The sequence below is a fragment of the Paenibacillus sp. J2R1T-4 genome (assembly GCF_059692235.1).
Genome location: NZ_JCAUBA010000004.1, coordinates 240,490 through 256,456, shown reverse-complemented (window position 1 = coordinate 256,456; position 15,967 = coordinate 240,490). Strand labels below are relative to the sequence as shown.

10 protein-coding genes are annotated in these 15,967 nt (G+C 46.8%); 4 read left to right on the top strand and 6 right to left on the bottom strand.

All coding sequences use genetic code 11. From position 1 onward, the window contains the following. Positions 1–8 precede the first annotated feature (8 nt). Both AC58QD_RS10060 and AC58QD_RS10055 read right to left on the bottom strand, forming a co-directional pair. Entirely contained in the window at positions 9–1,952 is a 1,944-nt protein-coding gene (locus AC58QD_RS10060) for an FAD-dependent oxidoreductase (protein WP_497332640.1), read from the bottom strand. Between the two features lie 195 nt (positions 1,953–2,147). Further along, entirely contained in the window at positions 2,148–5,651 is a 3,504-nt protein-coding gene (locus AC58QD_RS10055; protein WP_497332638.1) for a hypothetical protein, read from the bottom strand. 428 nt (positions 5,652–6,079) lie between these two features. On the opposite strand from AC58QD_RS10055, the gene AC58QD_RS10050 reads away from it, so the two are divergent. Beyond that, positions 6,080–7,663 carry an extracellular solute-binding protein gene (locus tag AC58QD_RS10050; RefSeq protein WP_497332636.1) on the top strand — a complete coding sequence of 528 codons (1,584 nt, stop codon included), beginning with the start codon at positions 6,080–6,082 and terminating at the stop codon, positions 7,661–7,663. Positions 7,664–7,778: 115 nt separating this feature from the next. After that, positions 7,779–8,687, top strand: coding sequence for a helix-turn-helix transcriptional regulator (locus AC58QD_RS10045; RefSeq protein WP_497332634.1), 909 nt, complete (start codon positions 7,779–7,781; stop codon positions 8,685–8,687). Positions 8,688–8,710: 23 nt separating this feature from the next. Here AC58QD_RS10045 and AC58QD_RS10040 read toward each other — a convergent pair whose 3' ends face one another. After that, on the bottom strand, positions 8,711–9,616 hold the full coding sequence (locus AC58QD_RS10040) for an AraC family transcriptional regulator (RefSeq protein WP_497332632.1): 906 nt from the start codon (positions 9,614–9,616) through the stop codon (positions 8,711–8,713). Positions 9,617–9,809: 193 nt separating this feature from the next. Here AC58QD_RS10040 and AC58QD_RS10035 point away from each other — a divergent pair, with 193 nt between their 5' ends. Together AC58QD_RS10035 and AC58QD_RS10030 are read left to right on the top strand one after the other, a co-directional pair. Then, positions 9,810–10,163 carry a cupin domain-containing protein gene (locus AC58QD_RS10035; protein ID WP_497332630.1) on the top strand — a complete coding sequence of 118 codons (354 nt, stop codon included), beginning with the start codon at positions 9,810–9,812 and terminating at the stop codon, positions 10,161–10,163. Between the two features lie 34 nt (positions 10,164–10,197). Then, positions 10,198–11,055, top strand: coding sequence for an amidohydrolase family protein (locus AC58QD_RS10030; protein ID WP_497332629.1), 858 nt, complete (start codon positions 10,198–10,200; stop codon positions 11,053–11,055). 405 nt (positions 11,056–11,460) lie between these two features. Here the strand turns inward: AC58QD_RS10030 and AC58QD_RS10025 are convergent, their stop codons facing one another. From AC58QD_RS10025 to AC58QD_RS10015, 3 genes are all read right to left on the bottom strand, one after another. Continuing rightward, positions 11,461–13,041 (bottom strand): HEAT repeat domain-containing protein, encoded by a 1,581-nt coding sequence (locus AC58QD_RS10025; protein WP_497332627.1) that lies wholly within the window; start codon positions 13,039–13,041, stop codon positions 11,461–11,463. 204 nt (positions 13,042–13,245) lie between these two features. Next, positions 13,246–14,097: an AraC family transcriptional regulator gene (locus tag AC58QD_RS10020; RefSeq protein WP_497332625.1), complete on the bottom strand. Its 852-nt coding sequence runs from the start codon at positions 14,095–14,097 to the stop codon at positions 13,246–13,248. A gap of 15 nt (positions 14,098–14,112) precedes the next feature. Beyond that, entirely contained in the window at positions 14,113–15,723 is a 1,611-nt protein-coding gene (locus AC58QD_RS10015) for a coproporphyrinogen III oxidase (protein ID WP_497332623.1), read from the bottom strand. Between the last annotated feature and the right edge of the window lie 244 nt (positions 15,724–15,967).

Genomic DNA, 15,967 nt, shown 5'->3' with positions numbered 1-15,967 from the left:
ATGTTCATTTATTGCTTGATCTTTTCCACCAGATCCCGAATCATCATGTACGTATCCCCGTTGTTGAGCTTCTGCTTGTCTGCAATGCCGTCAATCGTTTCCTTCTTCAAGTAACCTTTTGTCTGCAGCTCTTGAATCGCTTGACCCGCAGGCGTACTCAATCCAAGCGCTCTTGCCATAGTGAGTCCAGCTTGCTCTAGAGTGAGCGCTGCCTTCGCAGGCTCTTGAATCGAAGCCAGTGCCGCATTCGCATCACCAGTCAGCTTCAGTACTCGCTTCACGCCTGACATGAGATTAGCCATCCGCTGTGGATTAGATACAGGTTCTGTATCGAAGCCTTTGTTATCATAGCCTCCGATCACAAGCCCCATGCTGACTAACGTTTTAAGTCCCTCATAGCCTTTTTGCTGCATATAAGACTTTGGCTTGATCTGGTAAGCTTTCAGCTCCATACCTTGCTTGTTCAGCATATCCTGCAGCTCGGCAATTTGCTCCTTCGAGCCGGATAGCTGGCGGAACGTGACCCCTTTATCGATTGCAAGCTTGGCAGCGGCGCCTGCTGCTTCACCTGTCGCCATCCCGACCGGGATAACACGGGCACTACCATGAGGAAGTGTATCGAAGCTTGCTGAGCGTCCAACTACCAATAATCCGTCTACTTTCTGAGGAACGATGCTGCGGAATGGGATCGCGTATTTGTCAGGGTGGCTCATCACCGCTCCGCTGTCCGTTGGCGAGATCCGTTGAATATCAACGGAATAGGACCCGAATCCGATACGATCCCATTGATCGCGATTCTCCATTACATCAACCATTGTAAGCCGGTATTCTCCGATCATATGCCGTGTCTCCCGCACATAAAGCTCAGGAGCCGTTGCATCCAGTTCCAAACCGGCAAACTCAGGATACAGCTTCTTCATATGCGCCAGAACGAAAGGTAATTCTTTTTTACCGATCTCGAATGCTTCTGCACGAGATTTGGGATCCAGACCATCGATTCCGAATATTTGCAATGCATTGATAAGCATCGTTTCATCGTTCTGTCTGCCAATGTTCAGCCCGCGCATTTTCACGCGTTCCTTATTCTCGGCCGGATACTTCTGCATTTCTCCGAATCCCCAGGCGCTCAGCTCATTCGCATCCGTTCCTGGGTCTCCGTCATCTTTAAGCCTCTTCTGAATTTGTTTCCACACATCCGGTGTCACATTTTTCAAGCGGAACACGAGCGTAACTGCCATCCGAGCTTGCTTGTCACCCAGATCCTCGCGGCCGATTGTGAAAGGAACTCCTGCCGCTGCTGCAAGATCTGCATCCTGTGTAGCATCAATGACAGCTTTTGCTGTTACATTTTGTTTGGTTCCATCCGCTCTTGTAATGGCTATCCCTGTAAGCTTCTTGGTCCCGCTTGTCCCATTCTCAAGGATAGGCTCTATCGCTTTGGCCTTCATGTATAAATCTATGTTCTTCTCATTCCGAACCATTTGATTAAAGGCGTTAGCTGCTGTGGTCACATCGAACGAATCACCCTCAACCTGCTTGTACCATTCGGAGAACAATCCCTTATTCAGGATATCGGTGTTGCCCCCAGGCAGCAATTTCTCAATATCATAGTTGTGATCAAGGCTGTTCAACCAGCCAATCGTCATCAAACCGCCCAGAATTTCGCGATCCCCTGTGTCTATTAATAGCGTTTTCAACCCATTGCGAGATGCTGATATAGCTGTAACAATCCCTTCAGGATCTGTTCCAGTAACAATCACATCATATTGATCTTTGGGCTGCTTGACCCAGTCTACCTTTTGCAGCTCTTGCGGTGCACCTACTTGCTGTGTGTCTACTGTCATTACATAATAGAGCGTCCCTGCTGCGATTAGAAAGGCAATCAAGATTAAGGCGAGAAATAAGAACATATTCCTTCTTTTGATCTGCTTGCTGCTGCGATTCACTGCCATTTCATCCATCCTAACTGTAAAAAGTACGCGACAAAAGTCATTCCATCTTTCTGTCAGCCCTAAAAGTGTACCATACTCCACAATAAAAATTAAGCCAAATCCCGTTAACTCATAGATTCAACGGGATTTGGCTTTTATTTTCATTCCATGGCCATGATGAGCCGCTGTAGTGTGCAGCTGCAGCGGCATATTTGCTTAGGGTAAATAAATACCCAGGTCATCGACCCACAAAGTCCCGTTGTCGTTAGTCGGGTTATCATGGGTGACGATTACCTTCAAGACATGATCGTGGCTTGCAGGAGCACTGAACGTAGTGCTATAAGTAGTCCAATTGGAGTTGTTGACCAGAATATTCGCCAGTACCGCATCACCATTCGATGTATCGATGACCTTCACTCTTCCATTTCCATTCGTCCCATTGGTTTTTCCCTTAACAGTAACCGTATAGGAGCCGTTCGGCTTGTAGCCCTTCCACCAATAAATCAGCTCCTGTGAGGTATTCCCGGCATTGTCCGTCAATAGCTTCAAAGATTGCAAACCGGATACAGAAGTAGTGCTGTTATCCACCACCACGTTGGACATTGATGTAGTGGCTCCCCGCTCCCAGAATCGAGGACGGGTTGTATCCCACATGTCCGTAATCTCAAAGCTGCCATTAGGAATATGGGAATCGTATAAGTATGGCAGAGCGAGCACATTATCGAAATAGGCAATTCCGTTCGTAGGTGTATATGCACTATGATAGAGCCTTATCCGTACGTCATCGCTTGTCGCAGATGGGGTTATAAAGCTGAACGTTTGGTCTGACCAGCTAGTATTGCTAAACGTTGTGGCCCCAAGCTGACTCGAGGTGCTTATATTACGAGCATCTGCATAACCAGATACGTTACCGTTGGTCATCCCCGCAAATTTCACAATATAACTAGTATTGGGTTCAAATTTGGGTATTCTTTGTTCCAGAAGCTGCCAGGAAGTACCATTCGTTTTGACCGTTGCCGAATAGTTCTCACTATATGGAGCAGAATCATCCCGATAGGCAGTTGTTGAGGTGCTTTGCCAGCGAGCCCAATACATCGGGAGGGTAATATCTGACGGACTTCTCACTTCCATACCTGTATTGACCAGCTTATTGCGGTTCCACTTGGCAATCGCACTCGCGGACGTAATCCTGCACGTCTCGAGCTTACATGCAGCATCAATAATATCAATAACTCTCTGATCGATCTCTGCAAAGTTGTACCAGTCATAAGACTCTGAGGTTCTGAGTTTATCTATATTAGTATAAATCGGTCTTCTGTCGTTCGTATAAGAAAGCACTGGATCAGAGAGGCTTTGATTCCACATGACATCTGTAAAAGTTCTTGAGATTTTTTGCATATCAGATAGTGTGAAAACCATGCCGCGACGGTAAGCCTCGTATGCAGCGGAAACAGTCAAACTTGCATGAGAGATGTCTTCATTGGTGAAAACGAAATAATGGCCGTCATCCCAACTCCCCATCGTATCCCAGTAATGCCAAATGCTCGCGTCTATGGAGGTAGAAACACCTCCAACATCCAGCATCGTTCCATTCAACGGATGAGGCGTCACCTTGCTTTTAAACGCACGTGCCATATCGTTGGCCCGACTCAAATATTTCGGACGGTCCACCGCATAAGCAGATATGCCCTCGGTTGCGTCGTAGAGGAGATATAACATCTTTGCTAAGGAAAGGTACTGGTTATGAGGCAAGCTTCGCGAAGGGAACTCCGGATTGCTGTACCCGGATTGGAATGAATACACACCAGTACCGTTATCGCTTCCATCGGTCCCTGTGAGCTGATGCCAGTAGGCATCCCATTTGTAGAAGAGATTGTCTGCTACAAAATCACGATAGGTATCCGCCTTTAACTTGTAAGAATTATCCAGCCACTGATTCGCGTAGACTGCATTCACATAACGAAGCATAGACCAACCTATCATTCCATCATGAACGAGAAATTCGAAGCTTTGTGCAGCTCTTGCAGAAGATACCCACATCTTGTGCCCAGGTGTACTGCCAGTAAGGTAAATATCAGCGCGAAGTGTATGCCCGGCAACAGGTGTATCGAAGTATACCGTATAATCTTGAAAAATAGCAGTGTTAGCTACAGTCGTACTTCCCAGAGTCGATCCAGTCGTCACATCAACAATCCGTATAGCCCCTGAAGCTCCTGGCGACACATTAGCCGTAACTCGGAAGCCATATTTACTAGAAGGCGCATAATTGATTAGCTCCTGGGATAACTGCTGCGGAGTACCCGTCCCATCATGGATCAGTTCGAGTCCCCAATCATCATAAGGATTCACTCCGGATTCATTAGTAGCATGTGCATTAGCTAACGCCAGGCTTCCCCTGCTCCAGCCTGCAGGTTCTTTCTGAACAACAGGCTTTACTGACACCACATCGAAGTAGCTTGTGAAATCATTGATGTTCCATTGAGCCTGATACAATCTTATTTTCACAACTTTCCCCGCAATCGACGGTGCTGTGAACCCGAAACGGAATTGCTCCCACATAGAATTCTTGAATGTATAAGAACCCAATATACTATTATCAGTCGCATTCAGCACTTCAATATAGCCCCCATATCTAGGGTCGGATACGCGGCCGTAGAAACTGAGCAAGTATTTCTGAGAAGGCGTATACGCTATCGTCTGCTCCATGACACGCCATTGAGTACTATCCGTAGTGATGGCCAACCCTTTAGATCCGGTATAGAAATTGTTTATCCCGGTGACCACTCTTGCATTCGTGGAATTGGACTGCCAACGGGTCCAATTGGCAGGCAAGGTTGAATCACCAGCTGCTGTCGCTTCAAAGGTACCGTTTAGAACGACTTCCTGAGGGTGATCAACCACTTCTTTTACGCTGATCCCGTCGAAACGTGCTTTGTAACCTGAGGCATCATATTTTTCCAAAGCCAATCGGATCTGTATCGATCCGCTTGATGGTGCTGTAAAATTGAACAACACGCGCTGGAAGCCTACATGATACACACGCTGGATAGCCAACACTTTATCTGTGGTTGAATTATAAATTTCTATTCGCGATTCCGTTGCTTCTGTCTCTACTCCTGTGTATGCTTCCACAATATAAGTTTTATTCGCTGAATAAGGGAGTGATTGCACCAGCCGATTACTATTCGTACCATCACTCTCCACAATTAACCCCGCAGAACCGATGTATGCATCCCCTGCCCCTGTAGAGCGATAAGTTTTAGCCGAATTCCCTTGCTGTGTCCAGCCATTCAAATTTGTTTCGAAGGAGCCGTTGCTCAGCAGCTCCGTTGCTGAGGATGAAGCGCCTGTAAGCGCGGGTGGGGCGCTATTCTTGAGATGATTGTTCGAGTAGGCAATGTCGCTCCAACCAAGATATCCATCCCCGTCAGGATCAGTTGCATTGCCTATCATTCGGTCTATTTGTTCGACTGACTTATCGAGCCATTCTGTCTTACGAGTCGCTTCGAACATGTTCGCATATCCGTCGAGAAAATACGCCTCCCCCCAGGCTAAAGAACCACTATTCGTTTTTTCAGAAGCTGCCCTTCCGTTATTGGTCTTCTGATCGATTTCTAAGAACCGATCGCTGTTTCTGTCGGCAGCCCATGTACCCTGCGGCAAGGCTAGCATCAATCCTGTAACGAGAATAACCAGTTTGACAACCGAATATTTGCGCATAAGTATAACCTCCTAATTTGCTAATGAATCAATAAGGTAGAATGTAATCGTTTTCACAATTAAGAAAAATTGTTACATGGACTGGATACCACCCCCTTGAAGCAATAATTACACTGTAAATGCAACAGAATACTATTTCTCCATCATGTCCCCTCCCATCAGTGACTAATGTAATAAATAAGTTAATTGTAAATGAATATTTGCTCAATAAAAATGGTAAAACCGGACTGAATGGAGTCATATTTGTCCGTATTTGAGGGTTTTATGTGCGAGTTTGCTGATATTTTGAACGGTGAAAATAATGATATATTTTTTAGGATTTATTCCAATATATGGTTTGACCTCCTTTTATCTTCGATGTTATCTTGGTCCCAGTAAGCGCTATGAAAATTTCAAGCTTACTAATACAAAAACGGAGGGGTCAAACAATGAAACATGTCAATTGGGTCGTGACCACAGCACTGGTCGGTACACTTGTTCTTCCCGGCTGCAGCAGTAAGACTCAGAATAATGAAAGCGCATCCACACCGCAGCCATCGGTATCTACTACCAAACCGAAGCTGGATCTAAGCATCTTTATCGACGGACCGGCGAACTCAAGTTTACCTGCTGACACAAGTAAAGATTTCGTCAAGAAAACAATTGAGGAAAAGTTCAATGTGAATCTCAAGGTAACCTACATGGTCGCAGACACACCAGACTACAACACGAAATTAAACGCCCTGATGGCATCTGGTGAAACTCCTGACATGTGGAAAGATGGTAATGCTGATGGAGGTTTGAAATATAATCTGGATGGACTTCTTGCAGATGTATCCAAGTTCGTCAGTCCATCAACCATGCCAAATTACTATAAATATTGGACGAATGAAGCTGAGATTAAGCGATATAATGGCAACTATCCACACTATCGCAATCCGATTCCGTTTGATCGCAAGGTGTATCGCTCCTATTATGTTCGTAAGGACTGGCTGGATAAGCTGAATCTGAAAATGCCAACCACCTATGAAGAATATTACAATGTGCTAAAGGCATTCCGTAATAACGATCCCGATGGTAACGGAAAGAAAGATACTTATGGCTTTTCTACGGCTGGAAACGGCAGTTCACCGTCTTTAGACTGGCCGGAATGGATCAAGAATGGTCTTACCTATGCTTTATTTATAGAGAACAACAAATTTATCGATATGCAGTCAGACCTGCGATTTGAGCAAGTGGCTAATGACATTGTCCAATTGATCAAGGAAGATTTGGTCGATCCGGATTGGTTTTTGAACAAAGGACCTCAAGTAGAAGATAAAGCCATTCAGGGGAAAGTAGGGGTCGTTCTAAGCAATTCCAAAAATTTCGCATATGATTCCAATCCGCAAAGCATTCAGGTTCGCTCTAAAGCTATCAATCCGAATGCGGAATGGCAACCGTTTGTGCCATTTAAAGATACACCTCTCGCAACTTCCAACCTTCCGGGTTCACCGTTCCTGATTCCAAAAACAACAGCTGATAAGTCACCCGAAAAAGTCGCTCGAATCATTGACATTCTCGATTGGCTGTCAAGCCAGGAAGGCTTCCTGCTCACCCACTATGGCCTGGAAGGAAAGCATTACAAAAAAGACGGGAACAACATATCGCTTTTACAGGATGCAATCACAAACGATATAATAAAACAAGGGGACTTTCTGAAAATCTGGGATTTCTTCACGCCGAATACTCCAGAAACGTTCGGACTTACGGTAATCGATCCCAATGAAACAGAGAGGGACCGTGCGATCAATAAATTCCTGCTGAGCATACCTGTTAGAGCAAATATTGGAACTAATGTAACTCCGCCGACAGGATTTGATCTTGCAGCATTCCGGGGTAAAATGAGAGAGTTTCAAATCAAACTCATCATGGACGAGAAGTCAGGTAAAAACTACCCCAAGTATTACCAAGAATTGATGACCACGTACGGTGGAGAGAAAATGTTTAAGGCTTATGAAGAACAGATGAAAGCCGTTGGCATGATAAAGTAACTAAATATGTGTTCAATTAAAACACCTGCCGACGATGACGGCAGGTGTTGCCTGCAATTACAACCTGATTTACAATTGTAGCTAGAAGTCAAATAGATTTGGGGAGGGAACCGTTTTGATTAACGACGATTCGCTTAACCGAAATACTGCCACAGCTCCGTTAGATATACGAACAACCATCGATTCTTTTCAAATGTTCATTTCGATTATCCCCAACCTCATTCCATCCAACAAATACTCAAGACATAATCATTCGTTGTACGAGATGCATTTCTTTCTGTCTGGAGAAGGAACATTATACATAGACAATAAAAAAATAAATATTGTCCCTGACTCATTCATCCTTATTAGTCCTGGTGTGTATCATTCTTTTCATCCGAACCACGACCTTCATAGATATTCGATGCAGTTAACTGTTAACGAATTGGAGCAAGCAGAAGCATCCAAGCACCAACAATCCCATTATGAGCTACAGTCACTATTCTCCAATATGGGCCCCTATTTGTACTTAGAAACAGGAATAGAACCTATGTTGCGAATCATTGAGGAAATCTGCTACGAATCCGAGATGGCGCTGAAAGGAGCTGACTGGCAGATGCAGAGTCTGTTTGTTCAGTTACTCATTCACATGATGAGGATTTTGACACCGATCCAGCCCTTGAGCAACACCCTTCCTCCTCCTGCTAATACAATCGACAAGGATCAAGGTGATATCATAGACGGCTTTTTTGATCGTTATCGGGAGCCCCTGACCATTAATGATCTGTCGGAACTATTGTATATCAGCGATAAACAGACAAACCGTATTCTGAACAAGTACTATCAGACTTCGTTTAAGCAAAAACAGCTTGATACTCGCGTTCAAGTCGCGCTCGACCTATTACAGTCCACCCAAATGACGATTTCGGAAATAGCAGAGCACGTCGGATATGCTCCTGCCTACAACTTCTCTAAAGTTTTCAAGCAAAAAATGGGCATAACGCCGAAACAGTATCGGAAGCAGATTACATTACACCGTACATAAATATTAAAAAACAATACCAGCGGCTAGCTATCCTTCCTCGACTGAACAGCCCGATACTCTGCAGGAGTAAGGCCTGAACGCTGTTTGAACAACTTACAAAAGGCATATATGGACGTGTATCCGACCCGTTCAGAAATAAACTCTATACTTAGCTCGCTCGTCCTTAATAAATCCATAGCTACCTGGATCCGAGTGGTAAGCAGTTTTTGCTTAAACGAAGTGCCGTAATATTGTTTGATTATTCGATTCGTTTGTTTGGTGCTTAAGTATAATTGACTGGCCAAATCATCTATGGTCAAATCCTCGCCGTAACGATCAAAGAAACCATCAATAAGAGTAGTGCGCATATTATCGTTCATTTTTTGCGGAATTTGTCCAATAGAATGGTTGCTTGAGAGTGATCGGATAAGCCGAATAATCAATTGGGTGATCAAGCTCTGCAGCTGACTGAAGAACCCTGTTAGTGAACTTTCCTTCTCTATGTAAATACTGTCTATAATCCGAAGAGTTTGATCCATATTCTCGTCTACAAAGTACCTGTATTCAATCCCCGACAAAATATGAACAATGTCAATGCCCTCCTGTCTTTGCAAGGAATTCCCACCCATCCCGGACTCCACATATGAAAACTGGATAAAATGTCGGTTAACGGGATGTCCTTGATGCACTCGAATCGAATGATATACATTAGGGCTGATCAGAAGCACAGTCCCCGGTACAATCGTTTCTTCCCTCGAGCCGATCCGCAGCGTACCCGACCCAGACATGAAATAATGCACCTCGAAAGCGGGGTGGTTATGCTGCTCGGAGGGGGTATCTCTCAAAACGTCAGATCGGATCATTACGTCGAACACAAGAGAACCAATCATAACTTTGGTAAATAAACGTCCCGAACTATCTATGCTGAGATCTGAATCGTTCTGGTACAAGCCCTTCCCCTCCTAAATTGTATTTAAAATCAGTATACTACCCTTTGGCGATAGATGACAAAATTGCTTTACACCCTTTTAAAATCAGGACATCTCTCGTGAAATCATGTCTGTTTCTAACATTTATCCTGGTTGGAAGGTTCAGTACGATAGAGAGGTCAGAACAAACTACTATTCCAAGGAGGCGTTAACAATGATTAAACCGTTTGTGAAAAAACTGAAGGATTGCCCTGGATATGCCGAGGGGAACGCGATTTTCCTGCCAGCCGAGAATGCAGAAACGATTATGAGCAATTTCGTCAGAATTAAAGAAGGAGAGGACACACCTTCCGGCTCCATTCACGACGATGAGGAAGAAATCTATTTTGTTCTCAAAGGCAAGGCCCGTATTAAGCTGAATGACACCGAGCACATCATGGAAGCCGGGGACATCGTATACATTCCACGGAATACGTTTCACGAGGCGATCTGTATTTCCAAAGATGAAGATCTGGAATATATTTGCGTGGCCAACTGGCCTGACAAAATGCCAGCGGCTCACAAATAAGCCTCTTCATACTCGACAGAAGGAGGTTGCCTGAATGATTATCGACAGCCACAATCACCCCAACTATCTAGGCTACACGACGGATAAAATCCTGGCCGATATGGAGCAGAACGACATTGATCGGACTTGGCTGCTAACACTTGAAACGCCGGAGCATGAATACTCTACCGCTTACCACAGAATCACAAGAGGTAATGCGGACGGACCGATTCCGTTTGACAGCTGTCTAGCAAGCTACCAGCAAGCGCCGGACAAGTTCGTGTTGGGCTACGCCCCCGATCCTAGGCATCCTCATGCCATCGACAAGCTGGAGGCCGCCATCGAGCTGTACAACGTACGAATATGCGGGGAGATCATGCTGCGCATGATGTATGACAACTGGGATGCCGTGCGCCTGTTCCAGTTCTGCGGTAAGAAGGGGCTGCCCGTGATCGTGGAAGTGAACTATGGCGCGGGTAGCGACGGAAGATATCCGAATCGTCCGGGTTATTGGTATGGCGGAGGAATCGAAGCTTACGAGCGGGCTATCCGGCAATGCCCGGATACGAACTTCCTCGGGCACGGCCCGGGCTTCTGGTCGCATATCTCCAAGGATGAAGGCTATATGTCCTCCGATTATCCGCGAGGGGAAGTAGTGCAGGGCGGCAAGGTAGTAGAGATGATGCGGCAGTACCCGAATCTGTACGGAGACCTGTCTGCGTTCTCAGGGCTCAATGCATTGAAGAGGGATGCCGGGTTCACTAAGGAATTTCTACTAGAATTCCAGGACCGCATCCTGTACGGAAGAGACCAGTACGACAATCACCTGCAGGAGTTTCTTAACTCACTTGGGCTTCCTGCGGAAGTGTTGAATAAAATATACTCAGGAAATTCTTTGAAGCTCGTTCCCTGACCGCTGATCATTGCACAATACCTCATTTACTTTAGTGAGGAAGTAAGGCACGTGACTCATTTTTTATATGTAAAAGCTGCAGTTATTTTTTTAAGATTGAGGCAAATTACCGAAATAAATGCATTTGATACAGTTAATATTTGTCTAGTCTGCTCATTTCGGTATGATCCAGAAAAATAGATGTAGGTTTTACAGTAACTAACTGAAATAGTTATTGTTCATGGAAAATTAGCTGCAGGTTTTGCAGTTACTTCTCACATTGGGCCAAGCTTGATCAGAACAAAAGCTCCCAGAAAACACCTGACTGGTGGTTTCTGAGAGCTTCTTTGCATGTGTCGTTGAAATGGTCAAGCCGTACTTCAACTAAGCACCTTTAACTATTGACGCGTATTGCAGGCTAATCTTTCAAGGATAGAACGTGCTGGTCGATGTTGTGCTAGGGCACCAGCGTGATGTACGGAGGAAGCGTATGAGCGCATCCTTAGCCCTATCTGTGCCGATGTAGTACAACGCTTCAGCGGCATGGGCGCGGACGTAACGATTATCGTCGTCCAAAGCTGTAATTAGCGCAGGCACGGCCGCCTCGGCATTAGCGCCAAGCATTGTCAATGCAAGTCCAGCCATGAACCGGACTTGCACGCTCTCATCCTGCAGGCTGCTCGCCAGCGCGGCTGTGCAAGCTTCGGCCGGCACGCCGATGCGCCCCAGCGCATCGACGGCCTCCGAGCGCACGCGCACCGCCTCGTGCGCCCGCAGGCGCGCAAGCGCGGGCACGGCGGCTGCCGCCGCCTCGCGCAGCTCGCCAAGGGCGAAGGCCGCATGCGCGGCCGCATCCTCCTGGCCGCTGTCGAGTGCGGCCAGCAGCCCTTCCACCGCCGGAGCACCGGCGGCGGTCAAGCCGTACGCGGCCGTTCGCGAAGCGGGCCGCGAGCCGTGCAGCAGCGTGCGATGCAGCGCTGCCAAGCCCGCGCCGCCGAGGCGCGCGAGCCCGTAGGCCGCGTTCAGAGCCGCAGGCTCGAACGCGGACTCGAGCGTGAGCGCGAGGGCGGCCACGGCGTCGTCGTAATGAGGCGACGACTCCTCATTCCACTCCCAGATGGCGAGCCTGTCCGCCGCCTCTGTCCGTACACGCACATCCTCACTTTGCAGCTGCTTGATAACCTCACCTACAGCAGCATCCTCAGCACTTGCTTGCTCTGCACCTATATCCTTTGCAGAGGTCGCTGCGATTTGCTCCAATGCAGGCCCATCAGCGGAATGCTGCGATCGACCAGACAGCCAATTCCAAGTGTCCTGCCAGATCACCTCGTGCGAATAAAGGACCGGGTTTAGATCGGTTGGTGTTGTCCACTCCGCTTCATGATTATCCCAGCTTGGCTGAGTAGGCGCTTGTGTCCGCATGAACTCGAACTTGAGCATAAACCGTTCCGTCCCAAGCTGATTAGCGGTTGAACGATGCCAGATGTCATAGTGGATCAAAGCAAAAGTTCCTGCTTTTCCGGCGGCAGTTGCCTCATCTGTACTATCATCTTCAGAAAATATACGAGTCTCATACAAATGTGTACCGGGAAATACACCCGTCGGTCCAAGCTCAAGCGGTGTGTCCTGCGGAAAATACATAATCATCGCCCACCAAGGTCTGTGATTCCTCAAACGGGAATAGCCCCAATAGCTATCCTTGTGCCACCCGCCGGGCTTCGGAGAGTTATTATAATGTCCATGGCGATGTGCATGCAGCATATAGCCGGAGCCCAATACGCTAGTGAGCGCCCCGTCGATAACCGGATGGTCAAAAACAGTCTGCACCTCTCGAATGCGCGGCAAAAGGTTGTTGCCCGGATTCCCTTCCTTACTGTATACCTCGCTTAGGCTGCCAAGCAGTCGATCATGGAACTCACTGGAGAAATCCGTCTTAAGAATAAGAAATCCGTTAGTAATAAATTGCTTCATTTGCTCATCTGTCAAAAGCTTTATGGGTTTCGTCATTCTTGGTTCCCTCCGCCACCTGTATTCAAGACCCTCAAGGATCTTTATATCCACAGTGTAAAAGAGTCGAGCGTAAAGCAGAATAGAAAATGCTTACATCTATTTGCACAAAACTAACGCATTCCAGACAAAAAAAGCGACTGCTCGGCTCCATACGAAAATAAATACGGAGATGCAATCGCTTGTTCAGGTCGTTTTAATCATTCATGCTTGAAGAAATAGTTGTCTATAATCCGTAGGTGATAACCCTGTATGCTTCTTAAACAGCCTGGAAAAATAATAAAGCTCCATACCAACGGCACTAGCGACATCCGAGACTGATAGCTGCATATCCGCCAATAGCAGTTGCATAGCCTTTTCAATCTTAAGGTGATTGATATATTGTATCGGGGACATCCCTACGAGCTCATGAAAGTGTCGAATGAAATAGTTCGGGTGAAAATGGACCAACTCTGCCAACTCGTTCACGCTGATTGTCTCGCCCAAATGATTCTCGATGTAATGAAGCACCGTCTGAAGATGCTGCATCCGCTGCGTCCCCGCTCCATTCCGGTTCCCGCTATTCTTACCCCAAGCATGTTCCAGAAAATAAGCTATGATCTCTAGCAAAATGGACTTTTGCCGCATTACCGCAGTAAAATGTTCGCTCTCGTACTGAATCGTTAATTGCTCGAACAAACGGGTTACATAATCCGCGTCCTCGACCTCAATGGAAACTGGAAGATTCAGCAGGCCGAATAAATCTCGATCCCCAATCTTGGCAGTGAAATGGCACCAGTGCTTGCCGAATGTATGTTCCTCACTCATCGTGTAGTACGATTGCTTCACATCGGCAGGCATGACGAAGAGCTGCCCTGGCTTAGGATAGTAGGTGATCCCATCAATTTCAAGACCGCCCTCGCCTTCTTTAATATAATAAAATCGGCAAAAATCCGGGACGAAATCCATCTGCCTCCATTTGGAGTTCACCTTCGTATACGCAGCCAGAGAGAGTGAAACATGAATGTTGGCAATAACATTTCGCAGCTGAGACCAGTTCGCGATCGGCTTACTCATGGGAGCTCCCCCTCATTATCCCCGAATCGATAGGTTATAGGCTTCATCCATCAGCTTTAGCTTTTTGGCCAAATATTCCTTGTAGGACTGGTTGTAGATAGCAGGATCCTTCGGATTCGGGAATCGTTCGATTTTCCGATGCTCATTGCCGTCCGGGTCAAGCTCTTGCGGGAACAAAATTTTGCTCACAGCTCCACAGCCGATCCCTACAATGGTCTGACGCTCTTCCATCATGACGATGTTGTATAAGCTCTCACGTCCTTCAAGCGAGTATCCCACGTTCTCGAGATTACCCAATATGTTTTTCTGCCTGTACAGATAATAAGGTACATACTTGTTATCTTGCATGAACTGCATGGCCATATCCATCATCTCGCCAACTTCATCACGCTCCGCCACTTCATACTGGTCGCGATTCTGGGTCATCTTGGAGGCTCTCTTGAAAGATAGCGTATGCACCGTCAGCGATTCAGGCAGCAGCTTGGCCGTCTCATCCAGAGTGTGCCGGAATTCGGCGACACCCTCATTCGGCAATCCGATTATGAGATCCATGTTGATGTTGTCCATCCCCATTTCACGTGACAAAACAAACTTCTCGACGGTCTCTTCCACCGTATGATGACGTCCAATCTTATCAAGTGTGAGCTGTGTGAAGCTCTGTGGATTAATGCTGATCCGATCCACCTTCCACTTAAGCATAACCTGCAGTTTTTCCGGCGTAATCGTATCCGGCCTTCCCGCCTCAACTGTGAGCTCTCGAACCCGATCCATCGCAGGGAATGATTCATGCAAAGTCACGAACAGGGCATCCATCTCTTCCGCTGTAATACTAGTAGGCGTTCCGCCGCCCCAATATATTGTTGTGATGCCCAACCCTGCTTGCGTAAGCCATCTGCCGGTCTCGCGAATCTCATGGTGCAGTCCATCAAGAAAGCTGTTAACCGACCCTTTATTGCTTCTGATATCGTACGCAGGGAACGTACAGTAAGCACATTTGGTCGGGCAGAATGGAATTCCAATGTAAATGCTGACCTCTCGATCCATGTCGAACAGGTCTGGAATGACCTTGAGCTGCCTCTCGGCCACATCGGCAATAAGCGTAGCCTTCTCTTCCGTGAGCAGGTATTCCTCCTGCAGCCAATTCACACTATACTCTCGGCCGTGCTTCATCAGCAAGTTGTGCATCAGCTTGGTTGGGCGAACACCCGTTAAGACGCCCCAAGGCATATCTAGGCCAGTCGCCTCTTCAAGCACTTTCAGCATCGTTTTGCAGATGAGCCGTTTTACTTCACGTCTTTGCGTGTCAGCAGTCGTACTGCGGAGCTCCTGGGAACGATCGTTCACCCATGCAACCGACTCCTGATCAGGATGGAATCGTTCTAATAGAACATGCGCTTTGGCGGTCCCCAGTTTGCTAGAAGCCGCGTTCTCTTCAAGTTGGATCGTCATCCTCCAATGTTCAATGCTTGCCGCTTGGTCAGTGGTCGAACTCGTTAACGATTCTGATTCTTCCCTAGCGTTATCCCCCTGATAAGTTAGCTCAACCTCTTCAAAAAACAGCTTCCATGTATGATAAATGTCAAACCGGTAATCCTGAAACCCGACTTGAACAATTTCGACCTTCACGTACAATCGCCTCTCTTCTTTAACATAGGCCGTCCTAAGCTGGACGATGGTGCAGCCATTACTTGTACCAGTTTACCACAGCCCGAGTCTTTATGAAAAACACTAACCGGTCCCTCCGAGCTAACAATAAGGACGTATTTTCTACGACTGTAGAAAATACGTCCTTATTTATCCTTAATACCTTACACTACCCACACATATAGAACAAGAGAGGGCGGAAAGGTGGAGCGGAAAAGCGTCAGCG

Bases quoted from the DNA above. Each gene is read 5' to 3' on its own strand.
- AC58QD_RS10060 (WP_497332640.1), bottom strand. From the start codon at position 1,952: ATGGCAGTGAATCGCAGCAGCAAGCAGATCAAAAGAAGGAATATGTTC.
- AC58QD_RS10055 (WP_497332638.1), bottom strand. From the start codon at position 5,651: ATGCGCAAATATTCGGTTGTCAAACTGGTTATTCTCGTTACAGGATTG.
- AC58QD_RS10050 (WP_497332636.1), top strand. From the start codon at position 6,080: ATGAAACATGTCAATTGGGTCGTGACCACAGCACTGGTCGGTACACTT.
- AC58QD_RS10035 (WP_497332630.1), top strand. From the start codon at position 9,810: ATGATTAAACCGTTTGTGAAAAAACTGAAGGATTGCCCTGGATATGCC.
- AC58QD_RS10030 (WP_497332629.1), top strand. From the start codon at position 10,198: ATGATTATCGACAGCCACAATCACCCCAACTATCTAGGCTACACGACG.
- AC58QD_RS10025 (WP_497332627.1), bottom strand. From the start codon at position 13,041: ATGACGAAACCCATAAAGCTTTTGACAGATGAGCAAATGAAGCAATTT.
- AC58QD_RS10020 (WP_497332625.1), bottom strand. From the start codon at position 14,097: ATGAGTAAGCCGATCGCGAACTGGTCTCAGCTGCGAAATGTTATTGCC.